This window comes from Paenibacillus rhizovicinus (genome assembly GCF_010365285.1).
Classification (GTDB): Bacteria; Bacillota; Bacilli; order Paenibacillales; family Paenibacillaceae; genus Paenibacillus_Z; species Paenibacillus_Z rhizovicinus.
The window spans coordinates 3,224,379-3,250,000 of the sequence record NZ_CP048286.1 but is presented as its reverse complement, the minus strand read 5'-3'; the positions used below and the strand labels follow the sequence as shown (position 1 = coordinate 3,250,000).

General features: G+C 55.2%; 16 protein-coding genes, 19 tRNA genes and 1 rRNA gene (1 of these 36 only partly in view). 32 read left to right on the top strand and 4 right to left on the bottom strand.

The window, feature by feature from the left end:
* The 20 genes from GZH47_RS14500 to GZH47_RS14405 all read left to right on the top strand — a co-directional run.
* Window positions 1–1,690: ribosomal RNA gene (locus tag GZH47_RS14500) — 23S ribosomal RNA — on the top strand; it begins 1,236 nt to the left of the window's first position.
* A gap of 116 nt (window positions 1,691–1,806) precedes the next feature.
* Window positions 1,807–1,883: transfer RNA gene (locus tag GZH47_RS14495), tRNA-Ile, on the top strand.
* 13 nt (window positions 1,884–1,896) lie between these two features.
* Window positions 1,897–1,972 (top strand) — tRNA-Ala (locus GZH47_RS14490).
* Between the two features lie 17 nt (window positions 1,973–1,989).
* Window positions 1,990–2,065, top strand: a tRNA-Asn gene (locus GZH47_RS14485).
* Between the two features lie 5 nt (window positions 2,066–2,070).
* Window positions 2,071–2,161: transfer RNA gene (locus GZH47_RS14480), tRNA-Ser, on the top strand.
* A 23-nt stretch (window positions 2,162–2,184) separates the two neighbouring features.
* A tRNA-Glu gene (locus tag GZH47_RS14475) sits at window positions 2,185–2,259 on the top strand.
* Between the two features lie 76 nt (window positions 2,260–2,335).
* A tRNA-Val gene (locus GZH47_RS14470) sits at window positions 2,336–2,411 on the top strand.
* Between the two features lie 26 nt (window positions 2,412–2,437).
* Window positions 2,438–2,514: transfer RNA gene (locus GZH47_RS14465), tRNA-Met, on the top strand.
* A 36-nt stretch (window positions 2,515–2,550) separates the two neighbouring features.
* Window positions 2,551–2,627 (top strand) — tRNA-Asp (locus GZH47_RS14460).
* Window positions 2,628–2,641: 14 nt separating this feature from the next.
* Window positions 2,642–2,717 (top strand) — tRNA-Phe (locus tag GZH47_RS14455).
* 22 nt (window positions 2,718–2,739) lie between these two features.
* Window positions 2,740–2,815 (top strand) — tRNA-Thr (locus GZH47_RS14450).
* Window positions 2,816–2,822: 7 nt separating this feature from the next.
* A tRNA-Tyr gene (locus GZH47_RS14445) sits at window positions 2,823–2,906 on the top strand.
* A gap of 7 nt (window positions 2,907–2,913) precedes the next feature.
* A tRNA-Gln gene (locus GZH47_RS14440) sits at window positions 2,914–2,989 on the top strand.
* A gap of 9 nt (window positions 2,990–2,998) precedes the next feature.
* Window positions 2,999–3,071: transfer RNA gene (locus GZH47_RS14435), tRNA-Lys, on the top strand.
* Between the two features lie 16 nt (window positions 3,072–3,087).
* Window positions 3,088–3,173: transfer RNA gene (locus GZH47_RS14430), tRNA-Leu, on the top strand.
* A 10-nt stretch (window positions 3,174–3,183) separates the two neighbouring features.
* Window positions 3,184–3,270 (top strand) — tRNA-Leu (locus GZH47_RS14425).
* Window positions 3,271–3,273: 3 nt separating this feature from the next.
* Window positions 3,274–3,348 (top strand) — tRNA-Gly (locus GZH47_RS14420).
* A 9-nt stretch (window positions 3,349–3,357) separates the two neighbouring features.
* Window positions 3,358–3,428 (top strand) — tRNA-Cys (locus tag GZH47_RS14415).
* Between the two features lie 32 nt (window positions 3,429–3,460).
* A tRNA-Pro gene (locus GZH47_RS14410) sits at window positions 3,461–3,537 on the top strand.
* Window positions 3,538–3,550: 13 nt separating this feature from the next.
* Window positions 3,551–3,621, top strand: a tRNA-Gly gene (locus GZH47_RS14405).
* 74 nt (window positions 3,622–3,695) lie between these two features.
* Here the strand turns inward: GZH47_RS14405 and GZH47_RS14400 are convergent.
* The 4 genes from GZH47_RS14400 to GZH47_RS14385 all read right to left on the bottom strand — a co-directional run bounded on the left by GZH47_RS14400 (window position 3,696) and on the right by GZH47_RS14385 (window position 6,595).
* Entirely contained in the window at window positions 3,696–4,160 is a 465-nt protein-coding gene (locus GZH47_RS14400) for a RidA family protein (protein ID WP_162640715.1), read from the bottom strand.
* A gap of 46 nt (window positions 4,161–4,206) precedes the next feature.
* Window positions 4,207–5,292 carry an alanine racemase gene (locus tag GZH47_RS14395; RefSeq protein ID WP_225446490.1) on the bottom strand — a complete coding sequence of 362 codons (1,086 nt, stop codon included), beginning with the start codon at window positions 5,290–5,292 and terminating at the stop codon, window positions 4,207–4,209.
* 112 nt (window positions 5,293–5,404) lie between these two features.
* Complete coding sequence (locus GZH47_RS14390; protein WP_162640714.1) at window positions 5,405–5,800, bottom strand: VOC family protein; 396 nt, start codon at window positions 5,798–5,800, stop codon at window positions 5,405–5,407.
* Window positions 5,801–5,965: 165 nt separating this feature from the next.
* Window positions 5,966–6,595, bottom strand: a complete 630-nt coding sequence (locus tag GZH47_RS14385; RefSeq protein ID WP_162640713.1) for a YfbR-like 5'-deoxynucleotidase — start codon at window positions 6,593–6,595, stop codon at window positions 5,966–5,968.
* A gap of 198 nt (window positions 6,596–6,793) precedes the next feature.
* Here GZH47_RS14385 and GZH47_RS14380 point away from each other — a divergent pair, with 198 nt between their 5' ends.
* From GZH47_RS14380 to GZH47_RS14325, 12 genes are all read left to right on the top strand, one after another.
* Window positions 6,794–8,794: a cellulase family glycosylhydrolase gene (locus GZH47_RS14380; protein ID WP_162640712.1), complete on the top strand. Its 2,001-nt coding sequence runs from the start codon at window positions 6,794–6,796 to the stop codon at window positions 8,792–8,794.
* A 273-nt stretch (window positions 8,795–9,067) separates the two neighbouring features.
* Window positions 9,068–10,462, top strand: a complete 1,395-nt coding sequence (locus GZH47_RS14375; protein ID WP_162640711.1) for an alpha-L-fucosidase — start codon at window positions 9,068–9,070, stop codon at window positions 10,460–10,462.
* Window positions 10,463–10,530: 68 nt separating this feature from the next.
* Complete coding sequence (locus GZH47_RS14370; protein ID WP_162640710.1) at window positions 10,531–12,768, top strand: helix-turn-helix domain-containing protein; 2,238 nt, start codon at window positions 10,531–10,533, stop codon at window positions 12,766–12,768.
* Window positions 12,769–12,960: 192 nt separating this feature from the next.
* Window positions 12,961–13,872 (top strand): ABC transporter permease, encoded by a 912-nt coding sequence (locus tag GZH47_RS14365; RefSeq protein WP_162640709.1) that lies wholly within the window; start codon window positions 12,961–12,963, stop codon window positions 13,870–13,872.
* A 16-nt stretch (window positions 13,873–13,888) separates the two neighbouring features.
* Window positions 13,889–14,788 (top strand): carbohydrate ABC transporter permease, encoded by a 900-nt coding sequence (locus GZH47_RS14360; RefSeq protein ID WP_162640708.1) that lies wholly within the window; start codon window positions 13,889–13,891, stop codon window positions 14,786–14,788.
* A gap of 171 nt (window positions 14,789–14,959) precedes the next feature.
* A complete protein-coding gene (locus tag GZH47_RS14355) occupies window positions 14,960–16,687 on the top strand; it encodes an ABC transporter substrate-binding protein (protein WP_225446489.1) in 1,728 nt (575 codons plus the stop codon).
* Window positions 16,688–16,927: 240 nt separating this feature from the next.
* Window positions 16,928–18,664: a sensor histidine kinase gene (locus GZH47_RS14350; protein ID WP_162640706.1), complete on the top strand. Its 1,737-nt coding sequence runs from the start codon at window positions 16,928–16,930 to the stop codon at window positions 18,662–18,664.
* A 4-nt stretch (window positions 18,665–18,668) separates the two neighbouring features.
* Window positions 18,669–20,345: a response regulator transcription factor gene (locus GZH47_RS14345; RefSeq protein WP_162640705.1), complete on the top strand. Its 1,677-nt coding sequence runs from the start codon at window positions 18,669–18,671 to the stop codon at window positions 20,343–20,345.
* Window positions 20,346–20,466: 121 nt separating this feature from the next.
* Window positions 20,467–22,239, top strand: a complete 1,773-nt coding sequence (locus GZH47_RS14340) for an extracellular solute-binding protein (protein ID WP_162640704.1) — start codon at window positions 20,467–20,469, stop codon at window positions 22,237–22,239.
* A 145-nt stretch (window positions 22,240–22,384) separates the two neighbouring features.
* Window positions 22,385–23,296, top strand: a complete 912-nt coding sequence (locus GZH47_RS14335; protein ID WP_162640703.1) for an ABC transporter permease — start codon at window positions 22,385–22,387, stop codon at window positions 23,294–23,296.
* A gap of 20 nt (window positions 23,297–23,316) precedes the next feature.
* On the top strand, window positions 23,317–24,201 hold the full coding sequence (locus tag GZH47_RS14330) for a carbohydrate ABC transporter permease (RefSeq protein ID WP_162640702.1): 885 nt from the start codon (window positions 23,317–23,319) through the stop codon (window positions 24,199–24,201).
* A 57-nt stretch (window positions 24,202–24,258) separates the two neighbouring features.
* On the top strand, window positions 24,259–25,566 hold the full coding sequence (locus GZH47_RS14325; protein WP_162640701.1) for a Gfo/Idh/MocA family protein: 1,308 nt from the start codon (window positions 24,259–24,261) through the stop codon (window positions 25,564–25,566).
* Window positions 25,567–25,622 lie beyond the last annotated feature (56 nt).

The following is a 25,622-nucleotide window of genomic DNA, read 5'->3' as shown; positions in this document are numbered from 1 at the left end:
GAGCGTCGTGTACAGACTGAAGTCAGACCGTAAGGACTGGTGGACCGTACACGAGTGAGAATGCCGGTATGAGTAACGAAAAGACAAGTGAGAATCTTGTCCGCCGTAAGACTAAGGATTCCTGAGGAAGGCTCGTCCGCTCAGGGTAAGTCGGGACCTAAGGCGAGGCCGAAAGGCGTAGTCGAAGGACAACAGGTTGATATTCCTGTACCACCGTAAGCCGTTACGAGCAATGGGGTGACGCAGAAGGATAGTGACGCGGACTGATGGATGTCCGTCCAAGCAGTGAGGCTGATGTGTAGGCAAATCCGCACATCGATAAGGCTGGGCTGTGATGGGGAGCGAAAATTGCAGTAGCGAAGGTCATGAGTTCAGGCTGCCAAGAAAAGCCTCTAGCCAGGTGAAGGTGCCCGTACCGCAAACCGACACAGGTAGTCGAGCAGAGTATGCTAAGGCGCTCGGAAGAACTCTCGTTAAGGAACTCGGCAAAATGACCCCGTAACTTCGGGAGAAGGGGTGCCTCGGTAGGGTGAATAGCCCGAGGGGGCCGCAGTGAAAAGGCCCAAGCGACTGTTTAGCAAAAACACAGGTCTGTGCGAAGCCGTAAGGCGAAGTATACGGGCTGACGCCTGCCCGGTGCTGGAAGGTTAAGGGGAGTGGTTAGCCGCAAGGCGAAGCTATGAACCGAAGCCCCAGTAAACGGCGGCCGTAACTATAACGGTCCTAAGGTAGCGAAATTCCTTGTCAGGTAAATTCTGACCCGCACGAATGGCGTAACGACTTGGGCGCTGTCTCAACGAGAGATCCGGTGAAATTTTAATACCTGTGAAGATGCAGGTTACCCGCGACAAGACGGAAAGACCCCATGGAGCTTTACTGCAGCTTGATATTGGACTTTGGTACGATCTGTACAGGATAGGTGGGAGCCTTAGAAATCGGAGCGCCAGCTTCGATGGAGGCATCGTTGGGATACCACCCTGATCGTATCGGAGTTCTAACCTGGTACCGTAATCCGGTACAGGGACCGTGTCAGGTGGGCAGTTTGACTGGGGCGGTCGCCTCCTAAAATGTAACGGAGGCGCCCAAAGGTTCCCTCAGAATGGTTGGAAATCATTCGTAGCGTGCAAAGGCATAAGGGAGCTTGACTGCGAGACCTACAAGTCGAGCAGGGACGAAAGTCGGGCTTAGTGATCCGGTGGTACCGCATGGAAGGGCCATCGCTCAACGGATAAAAGCTACCCTGGGGATAACAGGCTTATCTCCCCCAAGAGTCCACATCGACGGGGAGGTTTGGCACCTCGATGTCGGCTCATCGCATCCTGGGGCTGAAGTAGGTCCCAAGGGTTGGGCTGTTCGCCCATTAAAGCGGTACGCGAGCTGGGTTCAGAACGTCGTGAGACAGTTCGGTCCCTATCTGTCGTGGGCGTAGGAAATTTGAGAGGAGCTGTCCTTAGTACGAGAGGACCGGGATGGACGCACCGCTGGTGTACCAGTTGTTCCGCCAGGAGCATCGCTGGGTAGCCAAGTGCGGACGGGATAAGCGCTGAAAGCATCTAAGCGTGAAGCCCCCCTCAAGATGAGATTTCCCAGTATGTAAGACCCCTTGAAGACGACGAGGTTGATAGGTTCGAGGTGGAAGCGCAGCAATGCGTGGAGCTGACGAATACTAATCGGTCGAGGGCTTATCCTAACGTCTCTACCCAGAGACAACCAGCTAAATGTTCTGCAATGATTTCGTATCCAGTTTTCAAGGTGTTATCTCTATGACCATTTAAAGAGTATCCCACCTTGCAGTGGGTTTTTTATTGGCCTTTAGCTCAGCTGGTTAGAGCGCACCCCTGATAAGGGTGAGGTCGGTGGTTCGAGTCCACTAAGGCCAACCATATCTTCCTTTACGGGGCCATAGCTCAGCTGGGAGAGCGCCTGCCTTGCAAGCAGGAGGTCAGCGGTTCGATCCCGCTTGGCTCCACCAATACTTGTTTCACCTATTCCCTGATAGCTCAGTTGGTAGAGCACTCGACTGTTAATCGAGTTGTCACAGGTTCGAGTCCTGTTCGGGGAGCCATTTCTGGAGAGCTGTCCGAGTGGTCGAAGGAGCACGATTGGAAATCGTGTAGGCGCTAACCGCGTCTCGAGGGTTCGAATCCCTCGCTCTCCGCCAGAACTCTTCTTATTCTTGTTCAAGGCCCGTTGGTCAAGTGGTTAAGACACCTCCCTTTCACGGAGGTAACAGGGGTTCGAGTCCCCTACGGGTCACCAATTTACCCCCAAAAGTGAAGTAATGCGCTGCAGGTTAATCCGAGTACTTTTCGGGGAACCCGGGGTTAAACATTATGGAGGCTTAGCTCAGCTGGGAGAGCATCTGCCTTACAAGCAGAGGGTCGGCGGTTCGATCCCGTCAGCCTCCACCATAAATGCATAGCAAGGCTTGAAATGACGCGGGGTGGAGCAGCCCGGTAGCTCGTCGGGCTCATAACCCGAAGGCCGCAGGTTCAAATCCTGCCCCCGCAACCAATTTACTTTCGGTGTCTTACCGAGAAATTATAATGTGGAGCCGTGGTGTAGTGGCCCAACATGCCTGCCTGTCACGCAGGAGACCGCGGGTTCGAATCCCGTCGGCTCCGCCATTATAACCAAGTAAGGCTCGGTAGCTCAGTCGGTAGAGCAGAGGACTGAAAATCCTCGTGTCGGCGGTTCGATTCCGTCCCGAGCCACCATTTAAGACAAGCAACAACATATGCCGGTGTAGCTCAGTTGGTAGAGCAACTGACTTGTAATCAGTAGGTCGTGGGTTCGACTCCTATCGCCGGCACCATTTTCATGGAGGATTAGCGAAGTGGCCAAACGCGGGAGACTGTAAATCTCTTCCTCACGGTTCGGTGGTTCGAATCCATCATCCTCCACCATTTTTATTGGGGATTAGCCAAGCGGTAAGGCAACGGACTTTGACTCCGTCATTCCCTAGGTTCGAATCCTAGATCCCCAGCCATTTTAGTTTGAGTCATTAGCTCAGTTGGTAGAGCACCTGACTTTTAATCAGGGTGTCGTAGGTTCGAATCCTACATGACTCACTTTTCCTTGTTTTATGCGGTTGTGGTGGAATTGGCAGACACGCTATCTTGAGGGGGTAGTGCCCACTGGGCGTATGGGTTCGAGTCCCATCAACCGCACCATTACATATTTGCGGTCATGGCGGAATTGGCAGACGCGCTAGATTCAGGTTCTAGTGTCAGCAATGACGTGGAGGTTCGAGTCCTCTTGACCGCACCAATTGCGGAAGTGGCTCAGCGGTAGAGCATCGCCTTGCCAAGGCGAGGGTCGCGGGTTCGATTCCCGTCTTCCGCTCCATTTTTGTATGGCGCCATAGCCAAGTGGTAAGGCAAAGCTCTGCAAAAGCTTCACCCCCAGTTCGAATCTGGGTGGCGCCTTGGCTGTTTCGTTTTGAATTTGCTTTTGTTCACGGGATGTAGCTCAGCTTGGTAGAGCACCTGGTTTGGGACCAGGGGGTCGCATGTTCAAATCGTGTCATCCCGACCATATCTGCTTGATTGCGGGTGTAGTTCAATGGCAGAACTTCAGCTTCCCAAGCTGATGGCGTGGGTTCGATTCCCATCACCCGCTTACCTTAATGATAAGAGGCCTTGTATCCTAACGGATAAAGGCCTCTTTTTTGGCTGCTAACGGGTTCGATGGGACTAGTCGCGTATCTCTACGATAAGTTCGATTTCTACGGGCGTGTGAAAGGGCAGCTCGCTCGTACCGATCGCGGATCGCGCGTGCCGGCCGTTCTCGCCGAAGACGTCGATTAGGAAATCGGAAGCGCCGTTGACGACGTAAGGCTGATCGGCGAACCCCGGGGCGCTGTTGACGAAGGCGAGCATTTTGACGATTTTGACGACACGATCGAGATCGCCGAGATGATGTTTCATGACGGCGAGGCAGTTAATGATGACTTGACGCGCCGCTTGCTGCCCTTGTTCAATGGTGAGCTCGCTGCCAAGCTTGCCCTCAAACATCAACACGCCGTCAATGCGGCAGTCCTGACCGGAGAGATAGAGCAGGTTGCCGGTTTGGTTTGCGGGGATGTAGCTGAATTTGGGCTTGCCGACGGCAGGAAGCTCGATGCCGAGTTCTTTCAATCGGTTCTCGATAACGGACATGGTTTCGTTCTCCTCCCAATCCAAGCTGATAAACGAGCTAGCATGGCTATTCAAGCATTCCGCGGGCCAAGATCGGCCGCTCATCGAATCGGCCGGCTTCGGCCCAGTATAGTTTGTTGTGCAGGTTCAGCGTGCTGCAGATATGATTCGGGATGATATGTATCTGGTCGCCGACCTTCAGCTCGTGATGGGGAAGCAGCCGCAGCATGCCGTGTTCCTCGGTCATCCGCTCCAATACCGCCTCCGGAAGTTCAACCACATGGCCAAAACCATGCAGCAGCAGCGGCTCCGTATTCGGCTGCACGTCTGTAGCGAACGTCTTGCTTCCGCCGTCGATGACTGCATAATCCGGGCTGGGTCTGCTGATGACTGTAGCCAAAATCGATCCGGCGCAATCCTCCCAAGTCGATACGCCAAGCTTCGTTTGCATCGCGTCATTAAAGATATAAGTGCCGGGACGGATCTCGGTTACGCCTTTGACCGTTGCGGCATATAAGCCGGTAGGCGTCGAACCGACGCTGACATCGGCGACGGGAATGCCCAGGGCCCTCATTTCGTCGGCGAGCTGCACCATCCATGTCCCTTCTTCGATGCCTGCGCGTTCCAGTTCAAGCGTGGACCTGCCGTCAAGCAGCGGCCCGCGGAAGGTGAAGATGCCTTGAAGCCGCAGATGGGACAGCTTATGAATGAGGGAAGCGAGCTCTTGGGCATGCTCGCGCAGCACGCCTGTGCGCTTGAGTCCGGTATCGATTTCCAGACGGACCTCGAGGACAACGCCTTGCTGCTCGGCTGCTTCGGACAGACGCAGCGCCCCTTCGTAGCTGTCGGTACCGACGATTAACCGGATTTGGCGAGAGAGCTTGATGGCCCGTTCGATTTTGCTCCGCGTGACCAGCGGATACGCGATAAAAATATCCCCGATGCCGTGCCGTGCCATCACTTCGGCTTCGGAGACCTTGGCCGTCGTGATGCCGACCGCGCCTGCGGCAATCTGTTCCGCGGCAAGCGAGGGGAGCTTATGGGTCTTGGCATGGGGCCTTAGCTGCACGTTCAATGCTTTCGCGCGCGCAGCCATCCGTTCGATGTTGTTCCTCGTTCGCTTCGCATCGATGATTAAACATGGCGTCTCCAATACGGCTCAGCCTCCTTTATTGGGACAAGTCCTGTATGCGATTGCGCATGCAAGCCCGGCCACGGGAGGCCGGGCTTATAATTACGTTATGCACGATTAAGCATAGCTAATGCTATTTGGCGTTCTCGTCAGGCTGATGAATACCGAAGATATTCCCTTCCGTATCCAGGTAGTACCCTTGCCACGCCATCCCCGGCAGCGCATATTTTGGCAGTGCGAGCTGGCCTCCGAGAGCGAGGATCTTGGCTTCGGCAGCATCGTAGTCACCGACCCCCATCGTACACGCATACCCATTCATGGCCTGTCCGGGCTGCGGGGGAGGACCTTGACGCTTCACCAGAGCGCCGTTGATTCCCATCTCGTTCGCGTCTCCCGTCGTAGCCCCGTAATAGGGCATGCCGGCATAATTGCTCCAGTCCTCGAACGTCCATCCGAATACCTCGCCATAAAACTTCTTCGCACGCTCCATGTCGTCGACATGAATTTCGAAATGAACCAATCTTCCCATAACAGCCTCCTGTGTTTTGGCTTTCTATCACTTTCTGTTATTAGGTTCTCCTTTCCTGCTAGGTTTATATACGGCGATCGAAATTTAAGGTCGTGAGTGCACGCGGCGAAAACGAAAGACGCCGGCCTCAGGCTTGCTTTGGCTGGGCGTCGTGCAATGAAGAGATTAGGCGGCAAGCGCCTCCCTCGTGATCCGTTCGATGTCGATCGGAGAGCGGGCACCTTCGCTGACCAAGTCCGGTAAGATATGCTGCAGGAAATAATCGACGCAGTGCAGCCGGATGCCTTTGATCTTAATTAACGCATGGCGGTACATGACGATGAACTCCTGCTCGGAATTCCCTTTCTGCAGCTCGGCGAACGCTTCGTAGATCTGATCCATTTTATCGGCGACTTCGAGAATTTGCCCTTCGACGGAATCGTCTTTCCCTTCGCGCAGCTGCTTGCGGAAGATCGGCTTGAACGCCTCGGGAATATGCTCGTCGATGAAATGCGCCACCATGCCTTCCTCGACCTGCTGCAGCATCGAGCGAAGCTCCAGGGAATAATGCTTGACGGGCGTTTTGATATCCCCGATGAAAATCTCGCCGTAGTCGTGACTGCTCGTGATTTCGTAGAGCTTCTTCCAGTCGACGGCGATGCCGTGGCTTTCTTCGATATCGGCCAGCGTCTTGGCATACTGGACGACTTTCCACGAATGCTCGGCAACGCTGTGCTCCTGAAATTTGAATTTGCCGGGACAACGAATGATGCGCTCTAAATCGGTCAGCGATTGGAAATAAGCGTGAATGCCCATAGAGCCTCGATTCCTTTCTTGGATGAAGGTTGGCTTGCTGCCGCCGTAGGTCAAGTATAAAGGCCGATTATTAGCGGATCATTAATTCGCAGCTGCCAATTAAATGACAGAAGTCACCTTCCAAAATCGCGCCCAAGGCGTTACACTTAAACCATTGTAAGCGAATACATTCATGGTTGGAGAAGGGAGCCGCTGTTTATGAAACGTCTAGCACCATTCATCCTCTCGCTTATTCTATGTTCGTTCGCGCTGCTCCCCATGTATGCGGAACGCGCAGCCGCGGCACCGGCTGCCGCATCGACGAAAAAAACCCCGCTGCAGACTACCGTGGATGCGATGCAGCCCGGCTGGAACCTGGGCAATACATTCGATGCCACCGGGGGCGACGAGACGGCCTGGGGGAATCCGGTCGTCACGAAGGAATTAATCGATTCCATTGCCGCCGCAGGCTTCAAGAGCATTCGCCTTCCCGTGACGTGGCAGGAGCGGCTGGGAACGGAGCCGGATTATACGATCGATCCTGCTTTCATGTCGCGTATTCAAGAAGTGGTGGACTGGTCGCTCGATGCCGGGCTCTACGTCATCGTCAACATTCATCATGATTCCAGCTGGATCATGAATATGGAGACGCAGCACGACGAGGTACTGGCTCGGTTCAAGGCGATCTGGACGCAGGTAGCTGCGCATTTCAAGAACTACTCCGAGAAGCTTATGTTCGAAAGCGTGAACGAGCCGCGCTTCTCCGACGATTGGAATAAGGACTCGCCTGTTTATTTTGAAATGCTGGGCGAGTTGAATACGGCGTTCGTTCACCTGGTTCGCGCATCCGGCGGCCATAACGCGCAGCGCCCGCTCGTACTGCCCACCATCGCGGCCTCGGCTGCGCAGAGCGACAGGCTCGAGGAGCTGCTCAAGACGATTGAGAGCTTGAAGGACAAGAACCTCATCGCAACGTTCCATTACTATGGCTATTGGCAGTTCAGCGTTAATGTCGCGGGGGTGACGACATTCGCGAACGAAGCGCAAACCGACCTTGTCAACACCTTCGACCGTGTCTACGATACGCTGTCGGTCAAAGGAATTCCCGTCATCGTAGGCGAATTCGGTCTCCTCGGCTTCGATAAGTCGCTTCAAACGATCGAGCACGGAGAAGTCCTTAAATTCTTTGAATATATAACGTACTACGCGAAGGAAAAGGGCTTCCCGCTCATGCTGTGGGACAATGGCCAGCACTTTGACAGACAGAACTACAAATGGTCGGACGAGGACTTGTACGATGTCATAATGGAGGGAATGAAGAGCCGCTCCTCCACTGCCGAAACCGATGACGTCTACATGAAGGCGAATGCGGCGGCCACGGATAAGCGCATCCCGTTGAACCTGAACGGCAACACCTTTACGGCCCTGAAGAATGGCGATAAGACGCTGGTGCAAGGAACCGATTACGAGCTGGATGGTCAAGATTTAATCCTGAAGGCCGGCCTGCTGCAATCGCTGTTGACCGGAACGACGGGCGTCAACGCCATCTTGAACTGCTCGTTCTCCGCGGGCGCCGATTGGAAATTAAACGTCATTGCCTACGATACGCCGCTTATGCAAAGCACGGAGGGCTCGGACTCGTTCTTCAGTATCCCGACGCAATTCGGCGGGGATCGGCTGGCAACGATGGAAGCGACTTACGCGGAAGGCGGCAATGCAGGCCCCAATGACTGGACATCATACCAGGAGTTCGGGCTGGCGTTCTCGCCAGAGTACGAGAACGGGCATATTGAGATGAAGCCGGATTTCCTGAAAACGTTGAAGGACGGCGAGGAAGTGACGTTGAACTTTCACTTCGGCAGCGGGGAGATAGTCCCCTATAAGCTGAAGAAGCAGTCATCCAGCGTGACCGGACTCTCAACGCAAGTAGACGCGCCGGCAAGCGGGACAGCGAACGGAGCAACAAACGGGGCAACGAACAACTCAACGAATGCGCCGGAGAGCGAGCCGGCGAATGACAAGACCTCCGGCAGCGCTTCGGCTGCGGCGAACGCGGAGCCGGAATCGAAACCGGCCGACGCCGCGCCTGCCGTCGAAGTCTCGCAAGCGGAACGTCACGACCACGATCAGCGCAACGAGGTGCTCATGATTGCGGGAGGCGCATTGCTGGTGTTTGTCGTCAGCGGGCTCCTGCTCATGAGGCGCTCCAAACGGTTTTAACCATCGATGACCGAATCGGTGTAGGAGATCACCTGATTCGAAGAGCGGAGAGCACCGTGTTCGGTGCTCTCTTTGATTTTTAAGGGCTGGCGCAGCAGGGGGACATGGCGCGGGCCAGGTACAAGAATTGATTGATGTGCTGCAATGGAGCCTGTAAAATGGATAAATCAGTGAAAATTGCTAAAGACACGATTATTGTTTATTGCTCGCGGAAGCGAAAAGAAGATATAAGTGGGGTGTAAGCGAACCTGGAACAACGGGAGAGAAGATGCAATGGAGCAGGCAGAACAGGAAGACCAAGTCGTTCAGACGGGCGTGCACAATTTCAGTAAAGAGGAAGAATGGGTCAAACCCGAGAACCCGCAGCTTCTCGAACGGTTGGAATGGTTCAGGGATCAGAAGCTCGGGCTGATGATGCACTGGGGGCCTTATTCCCAGCTTGGCATCGTCGAATCGTGGGCGTTGAGCGATGACGACGCGGACTGGTCCAGAGAAGGCATCGATTGGGAGAAGGACGGCGAGGCATTCAAGCGCCAATATTTCGACCTCAACAAGACGTTTAATCCGATCCGGCTGCAGCCTGACGTATGGGCGGATTTGGCGGCCGACAACGGCTTTAAATATTTTCTGTTTACGACGAAGCATCATGACGGATTCTGCATGTGGGATACGCAAACGACCGATTATCGGATTACCGGCGCGGATTGTCCGTTCCATACGCATCGCTATGCGGATATTTGCGGCCAATTGTTCGATGCCTTTCGAGCCAGAGGCTTGTCCATAGCGGCTTATTTCTCGAAAGCGGACTGGAACACGCCGTATTATTGGGAGCAGGGCCTCAAGACGGACGGACGCAAAACATGGCGGGGGCCGTCTTATCATCCGAATGAGCATCCCGAGCTATGGGAACAATTCGTGCAATTCACGCATGAGCAGCTGATGGAGCTGCTGACGAAGTACGGCCGCATCGATGTCCTGTGGCTGGATGCCGGATGGGTGCGGGAAGGAAGCCGAGTGCCGCAGGATATCCGTCTAGGGGAGCTGGTGGAGAGAGCCCGGGAACAGCAGCCGTGGCTGTTGTCCGCGGATCGCACGGTCGGCGGTCCTTACGAGAACATCGTTACGCCGGAACAGACGATTCCGGAAGGCCCGATGAACATTCCATGGGAAAGCTGCATTACGATGGGAACCTCCTTCTCCTTCCGTTACGAGGATCAGTACAAGACAGCCCGGCAGCTGGTCGGCATCTTGCTCGAGGTCGTAGCCAAAGGCGGGAATTTGGCGCTAAACGTCGGACCGCAGCCGGATGGTCGTCTGCCGGAAGGCGCGATTAAGGGCATAAAAGAGCTTGGCGCGTGGTTGAAGGAATTCGGAGAAGGCATATACGGCACCCGGATTTGCGATCCGTACTTCACGGGAGAATGGGCGTTTACGCGCAAAGGAGAAATTGTATACGCTTACCGGATCTATAGAAGCGCGGACGCACCTGTCTCGAGCGAGCTGATCATTCCTTATCCGGGTGCTATCGACCGGATCGAGCTGATGGGCGGCGGAAATGAGGCATTGGCCTGCAGCAGGTCGGAACAAGGCTGGCTGGTTCGCTTGCCGGATGCGGCCGTTCAAGGACAAGCCCCGATCGCGCATGGATTTCGCATGATTACGAAATAATCGAAAGATCCTTAGGCGGCGCGCTTCCGGCCCCCCTGAGGTTTTTTCTTTTAAGGAAGTGACGGCATTTGAGAAAAAAGTGGTTTTACCGGTTGTTGTTTTCGTATACGCCGATCTTGTTTATTACCGTCACGTTCACCTTCTTTATCTTCTTCCAGCTGCTGAGCGATCAGAATCGCAACGAAGCGATCAAGGCTAACAAAGCGCTCTCCGCGCAAGCGCTGCGTCTCATCGACTCCTCGCTGAAGGCGATCGACAATGCGATCATGCTGAAAAGCATGGAAATCGAGAGCAATCAGCAGCTGCTGTCGTACTTTAACGAGCACAACGACGATGTGTACGCGAGAATAACGGCGGTTAAGCAAATGCGGGAGTTAATGATCTCCCTGCCTTTGATCGACTCGATTTATTTGGTCCGCACGAAGGATCAGATGGTGCTCAGCAATGCGACGGGCGGCACGCTGAGCGACTTTCTGGACAAACCGTTCGTGGAGCTGCACATGAGCAAGCCTTCATCCAAATGGACGGGAGCACGGATATATCGGCCGTTTACGGTGATCGAGGGCAAGCGAGTCGTGAGTCTGGTGAGGGATGTTCCTTTCATTACGGGCGAGAAAGGCTTCATCGTCGTGAACGTGGCGACGGACTCGCTCTCCAAGATGATCGCGGATCTCTATGATGCCGATGCAAGCTTCATTCGCGTCAAGGATACCTCCGGAAGCTCGCTGCTCAAGGAGGACGAGGATACGAAACAGGCGGTGCAGTCTTCCCACTACGTCTCGGGCTATACGGGGTGGACCTACCAAAGCGGAATCGTCAACGGGCGATTGATACGGCTGATTTCGCAGCTGAACAACATCTGGTTCCTGATCGGCATCGTGATGATCATCGGTTCCTTCATATGGTTAATTTACGTCACGCGGCGCAATTACAAACCGATCGAACATATCGTGACGAAAATCCGGGATTTTACGAACCCGCAAGCCGGCAGTTTGACGAAGACCAACGTCGGGGACGAATTCTCGTTCATCGAAACGGCGTTGGAACACATGATTACGGAGCATAGCCAATATCAGCGCTCCCATAAAGAAGGGCTGCCTTCGCGCACGCACTACTTGTTCCAACGGTTAATCGAAGGCGGATCGTCGCTGACGAACGAGGAATGGATGAAGGAAGCCGCGTATTTGCAGCTGCCGGACCCTTCCCGCATGCAGGCGGTATTCGTCGTGGAGCTGGACCATTACGCCGAATTCAGCAGCAGTTATTCCAGCAGGGATCAGAATCTGCTGAAATTCGCTCTTCGCAGCATGATGCAGGAGATGTCGCAGAAATTCGCGTGCATCCTATGGAGCGAATGGATCTCCGCTTCTTCCTTGAGCGTGATGGTATTCGGGACGGAGCAGGAAGACGAGCGGTCGCCGCTCATCCTGGAACTGCTGGAGGACGTGCGCGGCTGGACGGCGTCCAATTTGAAGTTGACTGTCACGATCGGTATCGGCGAGCCGGTGCGCCGCTTCTCGGATATCCCGAAAGCGTTCCAAGGGGCGCTGAAGGCGCTGAAATACAAAGCCGTATTAGGCGAGAACAGGGTCATCACGACGGAGCAGACGGTCAGCAGAGGCCAAGAGGTCCTGTTCTCGCATTTGACGATTATCCGCTCCATCGTGCAGTCGATCCGGCGGCTCGAAGATTGGGAAAGCGACTATAACGAGCTGTTCGATCGCATGAAGCAAGGCATCTTGACGAAAGAAGAAGTTACGAGCTTGATGAATTACTTGGTCTACAGCCTCAGCAACGAAATGGCGGGGATGAGCCGCGAATATTCGCAGCACTGGGAAGGCGACTGGCTGCCGAAGCTGAACGCCTGTCTGGCTGAATTCCAGACGCTCGAGCAAATGCGCGATCAAACGCTCGGCGTGCTGACGGCGCTGTCCGATACGCTGCGCGAGGCGCAAACCAAGCGACAGCATGCGGCGACGATCCGCGATGTCCGCAAGTATCTGGAGCTCAATTACGCAAATCATAATTTATCGCTGGATTATCTGAGCGACTACTTCCATCTGAACGCAAAGTACCTAAGCAAATTATTCAAAGAAGAAACAGGGGAGAAGTTCGTCGACTTCCTGATCGACGTTCGAATGAAGGAGGCGGAGAAGCTGCTGGCGAACACGCAGTCGACGGTGCAGGAGGTAGCCGAGCAAGTCGGCTATGCCAGCAATATTTCGTTCAGCCGCGTGTTCAAGAAGGTAACGGGAAGCTCTCCGAGCGAATACCGCGACTCCTTGGAGCGGAAAGCGGTCAGGTGAAATCAGTTTAGCGTAGAAAACAGTTGGTAGTGAAGGCATTGCAACGCATACAGACGAGCAGTTCCGGCGGCCCGCCGGGCTGCTCGTCTTTTGTTGAATCGGGTTTATGCGCCGATTCTTGTTTATTGTGTAAGCGATGCCATACAGGCAGAATGGGGAGCATAGAGCACCAGGAAGAAAGGAGACAGCAGCATGCCGATTCTATCGCATTGGAAACAGATCAAGCGTCATTGGCAATTGTACGTGTGCTTGTTCCCCCCGGTTCTGTATTTGATTCTGTTCAAGTACATTCCGATCACCGGAACGATCATTGCTTTCAAAGACTACAACGTCATTAAAGGCATATGGGGCAGCTCGTGGGTGGGCATGAAGTACTTCAATCAATTCTTCGATTCGCCGAACTTCTGGATGTATATCAAGAACACGCTGGGCATCAGCGTATACGGCTTGCTCGTCGGATTCCCCGCGCCGATTCTGCTGGCGCTGGCGCTGAACGAGATTCGCGGCGGCGCATTCAAGAAGGCGGTGCAGCTCATCACCTACGCGCCCTACTTTATCTCCACCGTCGTCATGGTCTCCATCATTATCGTTACGCTGACGCCGAACATCGGGGTCATCAGCAAGCTGCTTGAAGCGTTCGGGGTTCACAACTCGAATTTGATGGGCATTCCCGGGCTGTTCAAGTCGATCTACGTCTGGTCGGATGTCTGGCAGTTCGCCGGATACGGCGCGATCATCTACATGGCGGCACTGGCGGGCGTTAATCCGGAGCTCTACGAAGCGGCCAAGGTCGACGGCGCGTCCCGTTGGCAGAAGATCAGAAACGTCGACATTCCCGGCATCATTCCGGTATCGGTCATCCTGCTCGTGCTGAATTGCGGCAACGTCATGAAGCTGGGCTTCGAGAAAGTCTATCTGATGCAGAACGCGCTGAACCTAAGCACCTCGGAAGTCATCTCTACTTACGTCTACAAGGTCGGCTTGCTTACGGCGAGCTTCAGCTTCTCCACGGCGATCGGGTTGTTCAATTCCGTCGTGAACGTGATTCTGCTTCTGATGGTGAACTACACGGCCAGAAGACTGTCGGATTCGAGCCTATGGTAATAAAGGAGGCGTTAACATGGCTAGCAAAACCGCGATCAGAGAATCGGCGGGCGATCGGTTGTTTTTAGTCGGCATTTATGTTTTCCTGGCTCTCGTGCTCGTCATTATCGTAGGTCCGCTGCTGTATATCGTCAGCTCGTCGTTCAGCTCGCCGCTGGCCGTCCAGTCGGGCAAGGTGTGGCTGTTCCCGGTCGACTTCTCCCTGATCGGGTATAAGACGATCTTCAAAAATCCGCAAATCGTGATCGGCTACAAAAACTCGCTGCTCTATATGGCCGCCGGAACGGCGCTAAACGTCGTCATGACCGTATTATTCGCGTATCCGCTGGCACGCAAAACGTTGTACGGCCGGAATTTCTTCATGGTCATGCTCGTCATCACGATGCTGTTCGACGGCGGTCTCATTCCTTATTATCTCGTCGTCAAGAATCTGCACATGCTGAACACGCCATGGGCGATGATCATCCCCGGCGCGTTGACCGTGTTTCAAGTCATCGTGGCGCGAACGTTCTTCCTGTCGACGATTCCGGACGAACTGTCTGAAGCGGCCGATCTGGACGGCTGCAGCGACTGGCGCTTCATCACGAGCATCGTGCTGCCGCTGTCTAAGCCGATCCTGGCCGTCATGACGCTGATGTACGCCGTCGGCCACTGGAACGCCTACTTCGATGCGCTGATCTTCCTCAAGGATCCAAGCTTGTTCCCTCTTCAGATCATCCTGCGCAACATCTTGATTCTGAATACGATCGACCCGTCGATGATGACCAACGTCAACGTCGTGCTGGCGCAGCAGGGACTGAAGGATTTGCTGAAGTATTCCTTGATCATCATCGCCAGCGGGCCGCTTCTGATCGTCTACCCGTTCGTGCAGAAATATTTCGTCCAAGGCGTCATGATCGGCTCGCTCAAAGGGTGACCGATTGATTGACCTGCTGAATCCTGGTGAACCGTCTACCGGGCGACCGGCCGGCTAACGTAGTTAAGGAGGTGGGGCCAACCTGCCGTAAGGCAGGCGCCAGCTGCACGAAGCGATTCTCGCAGCGCGTTTGACGGAATGGTTGTTATACAAAAAGGAGGAGTCATTACCGTGAACAAAACAAAACGTACCTTTGCGGCAGCATGCACCGCCATCCTAGCCTGTACGCTCGTGCTGAGCGCATGCAGTTCTAATTCGGACAATGCACCGAACAAGTCGGAATCCGCCAACAGTCCGGCTGGGACGACCAACAATGCGGCCGATGCGCCCGCGAAAGCCGATGCACTCTTCTCGCCCGTCGGCCAATATCCGATCGTCACCAAGCCGACGACTTTAACGATGTTCGCGCCGCAGTTTCCTTCCATCGAGAACATGGACACGAACCTGTTCACGAAATACGTAGAAGACAAGACAGGCATTCAAATCAAATGGGAGCTCGTTCCGAACGACGCGTTGAACGACCGCAAGCAGCTGATGCTGGCCGGCGGCGACTACCCGGAAGTGCTGCTGCACGCCGATTTGACCAAAGACGAGCAGATGAAATACGGCAAGCAAGGCGTATTCATCCCGCTGAACGAACTGATCGACAAGTACGCGCCGAACTTCAAGAAAATCATGGAGGAGCTGCCGTACCTGAAGGGCTCCGTTACGGCGCCGGACGGCAATATCTACGCGCTGCCGCAAATCAACGAATGCTACCACTGCAACTTCGCCCAGAAGCTGTGGATCAACCAAGCCTGGCTCGATAAAGTCGGCATGAAGATGCCGACGACGACGGATGAGCTGTACGCCGTACTGAAGGCGTTCAAAGAACAAGATCCGAACGGAAACGGCAAGAAGGATGAAATTCCGCTTACCGGCTCCGACGAGATGTGGTCGGGCAACATCGCCGCCTTCATCATGAACAGCTTCATCATCGACGACTATGCGGACAAAGACAGCGGCACCTTCCTGCAAGTGAAGGATGGCAAGGTCGATCTCGTAGCCGATAAAGACGAATGGAAGCAAGGCCTCCTATTCCTCAATAAATTGTACGCCGAAGGCCTGATCGACCCTGCGGCCTTCACCCAGAACGCCGATGCGATTCAGCAGCTGGGCAACAAGGACCCTAACGTCATGGGCTCGATCACGACGGCGCTGATCAGCTATGCGTTCGGCCCGGACGATAAGCATCCGCGCCACAAGGAATACGTCACCGTTCCGCCGCTCAAAGGACCGAACGGCGTCCAGCAGACGCCTTACTTCGCCGGCGTAAGCAAATCGCAGTTCGCCATTACGAACAAAGCGACGGAAGAGCAGCAAATCGCGGCCATCCGTTTCGCGGACTCGTTGTATACGGAAGAATCGGTCGTGCTTGAAGAACATGGTCCGGAAGGCGTCGAGTGGAGAAAAGCGACGGACGGCGAGATGGACATGAACGGACAGCCGGCTAAATACACGCCGATTCCGGACACGTCGGGCAAAACGGTTAAAAACGGAGGCTGGGAGCAAATCGGCCCTTCGATCCGTACGTATCAGTACCGCGATTCGTGGACGGCGCCACAGGATCCGCTCGCGGAAGGCGGATACGAAACGAGACTGAAGCGCGAGTCGGAGAAATACGAGCCGTACATCTCCAAAGAAATGTATCCGAGCAGCGTATTCATTCCCCTTGAAGACGCGGAAATCGCCGCGCAGCTGCGGACGACGATTCGGGACTATATCAAGTCGAACATGGCCCAATTCATTACGGGCAGCAAAGATATCAATAAAGAATGGGACAGCTACGTGAAGGGCTTCGATGGCTTGCAAGTCGATAAATACACCGAGATTTATCAGAAGGGCATTGCCAATAACTAATCGCTATTGCGAAGAATGAAGTATATGAACTGATCGCACCCAACCGCACGCTTAAGCGAACGATGAGAGACGCCCGGATCCACGGCAAAGTGGTTCTAGGCGTTTTTTCCGCGTCGCTCATGTCTTTTCCCGCATCGCACGCGGGATGTCCGCCGGCAGACATGACCCTACTCCAATATTACAGCCCGGTGTATAATGAATCATCGCTGACCGTGGTGCGGATACAGGGGGGGACAAGCTATGAAGTCTTGGAAAGCATGGGCTAAATTGCATGTTTATCAGAAAGTGATTTTCGTCTTTGTAGCACTGGTTATCCCGTATAGCCTCATTAATCTGTGGATGAATCTGGAGGGACAGAAGTATGTCAGAGGCGACATCACGGACTCCACCCAATCCAATGTCAATTTCTACTCGCGGCAATTGGACGACCAGATGTCATTCATCCGCAATTTGCAGCTGCAGCTGCTGAACGAGCCCGAGCTGCAGAAGTTGAACTTCCTCGGCAAGCAGATCAATGAATTCGACAGCATTCAATTGGTTAACCGGGTGAGGGACAGGCTGATCGCGAACCTCAACTCCAGCGATTATCTCGTGAACGTCGGCGTGTACATCAAGTCGTTCGGCCGGACGATCTCCACGCAGTCGGGCATAACGCCGGTGCCGAATGCCGAGTATGACGTCGTTGCGGGGTATTCGGAGCTGCAGCCTTCGCGTCCGCTCTACTATCGCGACGGGAAGCTGTTCTTCCTGGCTTCGGCGAACAATGCCGCGATCATCGCGTACTTCCAGCTGTCCGTCCCCAGGTTCGAGGAAACGCTGCGTCCGCTCGTAGATCGTTACGGCGACTCGGGCGCGCTTCTGGCGGACGATACGTTCCGCAGCCGGATCTCCTTCAAGACGAAGGATGAAGTCGTCAAGCTGATCGGGGATCGAATCGATGCCAAGATGCCCGATCAGCCGGATGCCAGCTTTACCGTGCGAAGCGGGAAGCAGACCTACCTCGTCACCAACAGCCGCATCAGTACGCTAGGCTTAACGTTATTCACCTATCTGAATCAGAATGAGCTGACCGGACAGTTAAGGACGTTTAATATTTGGTACATCGTCTTGTCCATCGTATCGATTGTCATCATCGTGCTATTCTCCTTTTCCGTTAACCTCATGATCCATAAGCCATTAAAGCGCCTCATCGTTTCTTTTAAAATCCTTGAAGCAGACAGTCTCATTCGATCGACCGGCATCAGGCCAAACAACGAATTCGGTTACTTGTACCGCAATTTCGATCAGATGGTCCAACGGCTGAAGCTGTCGATTCGCGAGAATTACGAGCAGAAGATCGCCCTGCAGCATTCCGAGCTGAAGCAGCTGCAATCGCAGATCAACCCCCATTTTCTATATAACAGCTTCTTCAATATCTATATGATTTGCCGCAGCGGCGACATGGAGCAGGCGTCGGAGATGGCGAGAAGGCTCGGCAGCTACTATCAGTTTATCACCAGGAGCGGGAAGGACGAGGCGCATCTCGTCGACGAATACCGGCACGCGCTCGATTACTGCGAAATCCAAAGCATCCGCTTCTCCAACCGCATCGAGGTGGAAGCAGACGAGCTGCCGGCATCGTGCGCGGCGTACGAGGTCCCTCGTATAATCGTTCAGCCCGTGGTGGAGAACGCATTCGAGCATGCGTTCGAGAACGGCAGACGCCGCGGCCATGTTTATGTACGGGCGGCGTTCGAGAACGAGGTATTGCGCATTTCCGTGGAGGACGATGGAGGCGGCTTGCAAGGCGAGGCGCTGCAAGCGCTGCAGGCCAAGCTGGCCCATGCCACGGAGGCGCATGAGAAAACAGGGCTGATTAACGTCGGCAGACGGATTCGGCTTAAGTTCGGGGAGACGAGCGGGGTGTTCGTTTCGCGCAGCGAACAAGGCGGCTTGAAGGCGGAAATCGTAATTCATTTCAGCGAAAGAGGGTACTGACGGGATGAACAGACTATTGCTCGTGGACGATGAACCGTCGATCGTGGACGGCTTGATGCAGCACTTCCAGGAAACGCAGCCGGAGCTCGACATCTGCAAGGCGTATTCGGCGGACGAAGCGCTCGATATCGCCCGGAGAACGAAGATCGATCTCTTGATCAGCGACATCAGCATGCCTGGCATGAACGGGCTGCAGCTCATCGAGGAAATCGCGGTGTTCTGGCCGAGCTGCCGGGTCATACTGCTTACCGGCCACAGCGAATTCGAGTACGTCCATACGGCGATTCGGCGGAACGCCGATAATTATATTTTGAAGACGGAAGGCATTGAGCCGATCTCGGCCGCGGTACGGGCGGCGATAGCGAAGCTCGACGAGGAGAACGGCAGAAGAGCGCTGCTGGCGCAGGCGCAGCAGCAGATGACCGTGGCCGAGCCGCTGCTCAAGAAGGCCTTCTTCGAAGCGCTGCTATTGGGCGAACAGGCGGCCGACATTGCGGGCGAATGGCATTTCGCGGGATTAAATATCCGGCTCGACCGCGGCCGGCCGATGCTGATGGTGCTGGGCAAGGCAGACAGCTGGGATGAGAAGCTGTCGTACACGAAGAGAATGGACGTGCTGTATTCCATTCAGAATCTGTTCGCCCATCGCTTGTCCGCGCTGCTGAAGGAAGAACGGATCGTACACGACCGCGCGGAGCTCGTCTGGTTCATACAACCGGAGGAAGCGGCCGTTGCATTCGCGGACGCCGAAGGCGGGACGGACTGGCGAGGCGTCATCACCTACATGAAGGGGATCTTGGAAACGGTGCAGAACGACTGCCGCGACATGTTCGGCGTGTCGGCGTCCTTCGGAATCGGCGGCGGCGCGGTCGATTGGGCGGACATCGGGGGGCAGTATGAGCTGCTGAAGGCCTCGTTGAAGCGATTGGCTTATTACGGTCAGCAGATGGCCATCCTGGATCTCGGCATCCCCGACGTGTACAGGCATGAAGCGGTCAAGCCGGCGGCAGCGAACGCGGCGGACTTCAATAAACGGGTAGCCGCGCTGCAGAAGCATCTTCATGCCGGGGACGAGCAAGCGGCGGCCGACGTGACGTCCGAGCTGTTCGGCAGCTTGAAGGGCAACGTGTCCGGTCATTACATGCTGGGGCTCGAGCGCTATTATTCGCTCTTGCATGCCGTCATCTCGCATATGAACGATACCGATTACCCCGACAAGGCGGACAGCGGCTTGCGAATGGCCAGCCTTCCCGGCGCGGAGCTGCCTGTCGAGTGGGATAGCGCGCAGAGGCAGTTCATGGAATTGGTCATCTCGATCTGCCTTCGCAGGAGAGAACAGGTGGAGCGGGGAGAGAACCTGCTGTGCGAGCGGATCCACCGCTTCATTCACGAGAACTTGGGCGGAGACTTGTCATTGGCGCGCATCGCCGAGTCGGTCTTCTTCAATCCCTCGTACTTATCGCGTTGTTATAAACAGCTGACCGGCCGCAATTTATCGGAATACATCAATGCGGCGAAGACGGAGGCCGCCGTCGCCATGCTGGCGGAGACCCCGCTCAAGATTAGCGAAATCGCCTTAAGGCTCGGCTTCGAGTCGCCCTCCTACTTCACGGCGTTCTTCCGCAAGATGAAGGAAGTGTCGCCGCAGGAGTACCGGGATACCTATGGACACGCGCGCTAGCAGGAAGTCAATAGAACAGAAGCAGGTAAAGATCTTGGCATTGTTCCCTCAATGACCGGCCACTTATGATGGATATGTAAAGCACGTTCACCTTCATTGACAAGAAAAAGGGGGAGCTTGTATGGGGAAGAGCAAGGCAAGTTTAGTGCTGTTAGGTATCCTTACGGCAAGTACGGTTCTGAGCGCATGCGGGAACAACAACAACGATGCGGCGAATGAACCTGCTAAATCAACGACTTCGAACGCGGACGCCGGAAACAAAGGGAACAAAGGAAACAACGAGAACAGCCCTGCGACAAGCACCGACTCCAAAGAGACAAACAATGAAGCGCCCAAAGCGGCGGATCCATTCGGCAAATACGCCGATCCGGTAACGGTTACCGAGGTGCTCGGGTATAACCCTCCGGAAGATCCGAAGACGCCGGCGGGATTGACCCCGGACAAGAATGCGTATCTGAAAGATCTGAAGGACCAGATGAACATCGACGTGAAGTATCTGTGGACGGTGCCGACGGATCAATTCGAGCAGAAGTTCTCGATCGCGATCGCATCGGGCGACCTGCCGGACGTGATGGACCTGGATCCGCGTAACTTCGAGAAGTTCAAGAATCAAGGCGTACTGGCCGACCTCACCGACGCTTACGCCCAATATGCTTCGCCCGCATTGAAGAAATTCATGGAGTCGGACGGCGGGGCGGCCATGAAATCGGTATCTCAAGACGGCAAACTATATGCGCTTCCCGGTTTCGAGGAGCCTTTCTTGTCGACGCAGCTGCTCTGGATTCGCCAGGACTGGCTGAAGAACCTCGGCTTGGAAGCTCCGAAGTCCATCGACGAGCTCGAGAAAGTGGCCGAAGCGTTCACGAAGAACGATCCGGACAAGAACGGCAAGAACGATACGTTCGGCATTACGCTGCCGAAGACCGTAGTCGGCTGGGCCTTCGACGCAAGAGGCTTCTTTAACGGCTTTAACTCGTACATGGGCGGCTGGACGAAAGGCGCGGACGGCAAGCTTGCCGCCGGCGAAATTCAACCCGAGACGAAGGCGGCGCTCGCCAGGCTGCAGTCATGGTACAGCAAAGGGCTGTTGGATAAGGAATTCGGCTTGAAGGACGAATCCAAAGTCAGCGAGGACATCATCGGCAGCAAAGTCGGTATCGCCTACGGGGAATGGTGGGTTGCGAACTGGCCGCTCAATTTGAACAAGGACAAAGACAAGAACGCGGATTGGATCGCCCTGCAAATTCCGTCGATTGACGGACAGCCTGGCAAATCGCTCGTGCCGACCGTGCGCATGGGGCATATCGTCGTGGCGAACAAGAAATTCAAGAATCCGGAAGCCGTCGTTAAAATGGCGAATTTCTACATCGAGATGAATACGAAGAAATATTATGAAACGAATAAACCGGAGAACGGGTACGTGTACAACTGGTTCGTGCCAAGGATCTTCAACCCGACGGATATCGAGAATATCTACACGAACGTCAACAATGCGCTCGGCAAGAAGCTGACCGAGATCGAGGATCAAGAAACGCCTTATTACACGAACTCGCAGCAGGTGCTTGATGCCGCCAACAAATACTTGGCCGGCGACAAGAGCGGCTCGGTATGGGGCTTGTACAACAGCCGCGTCGACGAGAACGGCGGTTGGGGTCTCACCCGTCAAATCCGCGACAACAAACAATTCGTGTTCAACGAATACTACGGTCCGGCAACGGAAACGCAGATCGATAAAGGCGCCCAGCTGGATAAGCTCGTGAACGAAACCTTCGTCAAAATCATTATGGGCTCGGCGAAAATCGACGAGTTCGATAAATTCGTCAGCAGCTGGAAGGCGCTCGGCGGCGACGATATCACGAAAGAAGTCAATGCGTGGTACGACAAAAACAAGTAATCCTGCAGCTTAGAGACCCGCAGCTGAATGAATAAACGGGCGATGGGATGCAGTGCGGAATCATTCCGGCATGCTTCCCATTTCCTGCTGCTTAAGCTTGAATGACCGGGCCGGCGACTATTCTTGACTCTGGAGGCCGTTGATCATGAAGGATGCATCGATCGGAAGAAAACGAAAGTTTCGGGAAATGCCGCTGCACCTGATGCTCCTGCCGGGCGTCATCGTAACCTTGATTTATGCGTACGGACCGATGTTCGGCATCGTGATGGCGTTTCAGAAGTTCCAGCCGCTGCAGGGCTTCTTCAAGTCCAAGTGGGCGGGCATGAAGAACTTCGATTATATTTTCCACCTGCCCGAATTCAATCAGATCTTATGGAATACCGTCATCATTTCCGTGTTGAAAATGGCGTTCGGACTGATCGTGCCGCTGGTGCTGGCGCTGCTGCTGAACGAGCTGACGAGGGATTGGTTCAAGCGGTTCGTGCAGACAAGCGTGTTTCTGCCGTTCTTCCTGTCCTGGACGGTGCTCGGCGGAGTCATGCTGGATATCTTCTCCCTGCACGGGCCGGTGAACGCCATCCTGCACAGCTTCGGCATCTCCCCGATCATGTTCATGGGCAACGGCGATTGGTTTCGCGGGATCATCGTCGGCTCGGACGTATGGAAGGGCATGGGCTACAACATGATCGTCTTCCTCGCCGCGATCGCGGGAATCAACGCGAGCCTGTACGAGGCAGCGGAGGTGGACGGCGCGGGCAAATGGAAGCAGATGCTTCACATTACGCTGCCCGGGATGGCGCCGATCATTATTTTGCTCGCCACTCTGAGTTTGGGCAATGTGCTCAACGCGGGGTTCGACCAAATCCTCATTCTGTATAATTCCATCGTGTACGATAAAGCGGATGTCATTGACACGTACGTGTACCGGTTAGGCTTGTTCAGTCAGCAATTCTCGCCGGCTGCGGCCATCGGGCTGTTCAAGTCGGTGATCTCGCTCGGCATGGTGTCCGTGTCCTATTATATGGCCTACCGATTCAGCAGATATCGGATCTTCTAGGCGGCGAGGGGAGAAGTCGTATGGTGTACAAAGCATCGTGGAGCCGCAAGGTGTTCATCTTCTTCAACGTTGTGCTATTATCCGCCATTCTGGCGCTGGGCATCTTGCCGTTCATCCATATGCTCGCGATTTCGTTAAGCTCCACGACGGCGGCCGCGGCAGCGGAAGTAGGCCTGTGGCCGGTCGGGTTCTCGCTGGAGGCTTATCGTTATCTCGGCCAGAAGGCGGAATTCATCCACTCGCTGGGCGTTTCCGTGGAGCGGGTCCTGCTGGGGACGGTCGTCAATATGCTGTTCGTCGTCATCACCGCGTATCCGCTCTCGAGGAGCAACGGGCAGTTCCGGTACCGGACGCTGTACGTATGGTTCTTCGCGGTGACGATGTTCTTCGGCGGGGGACTGATTCCGACGTACGTGATCGTGAAGGAGACGCATCTGCTGGACTCGATCTGGGCGCTCGTGCTGCCCGGCGCGTTGAACGTCTGGAACGCGGTGATGCTGCTCAATTTCTTCCGGGGCATTCCGAAGGAATTGGATGAAGCCGCGACGATCGACGGTGCGGGCCATTGGACGCTGCTGTGGAAAATCTATCTGCCGGTCTCGCTGCCGGCGCTGGCGACGATTACGCTGTTCACCGTCGTCGGGCATTGGAACTCGTGGTTCGACGGGATTCTGTACATGAATTCGCCGGCGAATTATCCGTTGCAGAGCTATCTGTCGACGCTGGTTACCTCCATCAACAAGCAGGCGATTTCGCTCGACGACTTGAGCCGATTGGAGAACATCAGCGAGAAAACGCTGCGAACGGCGCAGATTTTCCTTGGCGCGCTGCCGATCATGCTGGTGTATCCGTTCCTGCAGAAATTTTTCATTAAAGGGATTACGGTCGGCAGCGTGAAAGAGTAGGATGGAATTGAAACGGTGACGCCGTTAAGCTGCATAGACAGGGAGTGGGGCGACGCAATGGCTGAGAAGATCAAAGTAGCGCTGATCGGCGCCGGGCTGCGCGGGCAGGTGTATACGAATTACGCGATCGACCATCCGGACCGGATGCAGGTCGTGGCGGTGGCCGATCCGAACGCGGTGCGGGCGGAGACGTTCAGGCAGCGTCACGGCATCGACGAAAGCCTGGTGTTCGGCGATTGGCGCGAGCTGCTGGCGCAGCCGAAGCTAGCGGACGCGGTCATCATTTGCACGCAGGACAAGATGCATTACGAGCCGACGATGAGCGCTTTGGACGCGGGGTATCACGTGCTGCTGGAGAAGCCGATGTCTCCCGACCCGCAGGAATGCGTGGAGATGGGGGAGAAAGCGGCACGGGCCGGACTGATCTTCTCGATCTGCCATGTGCTGCGTTATACGGCCTTCTTCGGAACGCTGAAGAAGCTGCTGGACGAAGGGGCGATCGGGCAGCTCATGTCCATTCAGCATAATGAGAATGTCGGGTACTGGCATCAGGCCCACAGCTTCGTACGCGGCAACTGGCGCAATGCGGCGGAGTCGAGTCCGATGATTCTCGCGAAATCATGCCACGATTTGGACATCCTTCTCTGGCTGGCGGGGGCGGACTGCGTAAGGCTGTCGTCGTTCGGGTCGCTGTCGCATTTCCGTGCCGAGCAGGCGCCCGCGGGTGCGGCCAAGCGTTGCACCGACGGCTGCCCGGCGGCGGACGACTGTCTCTATTATGCGCCGGCCGTCTATCTCGGCGATAACCCGAGCTGGATGGCCATGGCGATCAGCGACGATCAAAGCTACGAGGCGCGCCTGAAGGCGCTGCAGACGGGACCGTACGGACGCTGCGTGTACCATTGCGACAACGATGTCGTCGATCATCAGGTGGTGAACATGGAATTCGCCAATGCGGTGACGGCCGTGTTCACGATGAGCGCCTTCACGCAGGAATGCAGCCGGACGATCAAGCTGATGGGGACGAAAGGCGAAATTCGCGCCGCGATGGAGAAGAACGAGATCGAGCTGATCCGGTTCGGCGCAAGCGAGCCGGAACGCATCAGTCTCGAAACGCCGGACGGGCATATCGGCCACGGCGGAGGCGATTTGGGCTTGATTCGCGACTTCGCGGAGCTGGTGCGCGGGCGCCGGGACAATGTTGACGGACAGGCGAGCGGCGGTCTTACCTCTGCCGTGCATTCCGTGCAGAGCCACTTGATGGCGTTTGCCGCCGAACAATCCCGACTGGCCGGCACCGTCGTCGAGGTGGAACGGTTCACGGAGCAGTTCCGGCAAGGATTTTTGTCGCAGGAAGCGCTCTAGCTTAATTAATTCAAAGTAAACCCAGTCCTTAAGAGGGCTGGGTTTGTTTATGTCGT

What these genes read in the sequence shown, in the direction of transcription:
- GZH47_RS14360 (WP_162640708.1), top strand. Translation starts at nt 13,889, where the DNA reads ATGGCTAGCAAAACCGCGATCAGAGAATCGGCGGGCGATCGGTTGTTT.
- GZH47_RS14380 (WP_162640712.1), top strand. Translation starts at nt 6,794, where the DNA reads ATGAAACGTCTAGCACCATTCATCCTCTCGCTTATTCTATGTTCGTTC.
- GZH47_RS14375 (WP_162640711.1), top strand. Translation starts at nt 9,068, where the DNA reads ATGGAGCAGGCAGAACAGGAAGACCAAGTCGTTCAGACGGGCGTGCAC.
- GZH47_RS14345 (WP_162640705.1), top strand. Translation starts at nt 18,669, where the DNA reads ATGAACAGACTATTGCTCGTGGACGATGAACCGTCGATCGTGGACGGC.
- GZH47_RS14350 (WP_162640706.1), top strand. Translation starts at nt 16,928, where the DNA reads ATGAAGTCTTGGAAAGCATGGGCTAAATTGCATGTTTATCAGAAAGTG.
- GZH47_RS14400 (WP_162640715.1), bottom strand. Translation starts at nt 4,160, where the DNA reads ATGTCCGTTATCGAGAACCGATTGAAAGAACTCGGCATCGAGCTTCCT.
- GZH47_RS14390 (WP_162640714.1), bottom strand. Translation starts at nt 5,800, where the DNA reads ATGGGAAGATTGGTTCATTTCGAAATTCATGTCGACGACATGGAGCGT.
- GZH47_RS14340 (WP_162640704.1), top strand. Translation starts at nt 20,467, where the DNA reads ATGGGGAAGAGCAAGGCAAGTTTAGTGCTGTTAGGTATCCTTACGGCA.
- GZH47_RS14330 (WP_162640702.1), top strand. Translation starts at nt 23,317, where the DNA reads ATGGTGTACAAAGCATCGTGGAGCCGCAAGGTGTTCATCTTCTTCAAC.
- GZH47_RS14385 (WP_162640713.1), bottom strand. Translation starts at nt 6,595, where the DNA reads ATGGGCATTCACGCTTATTTCCAATCGCTGACCGATTTAGAGCGCATC.
- GZH47_RS14365 (WP_162640709.1), top strand. Translation starts at nt 12,961, where the DNA reads ATGCCGATTCTATCGCATTGGAAACAGATCAAGCGTCATTGGCAATTG.
- GZH47_RS14325 (WP_162640701.1), top strand. Translation starts at nt 24,259, where the DNA reads ATGGCTGAGAAGATCAAAGTAGCGCTGATCGGCGCCGGGCTGCGCGGG.
- GZH47_RS14335 (WP_162640703.1), top strand. Translation starts at nt 22,385, where the DNA reads ATGAAGGATGCATCGATCGGAAGAAAACGAAAGTTTCGGGAAATGCCG.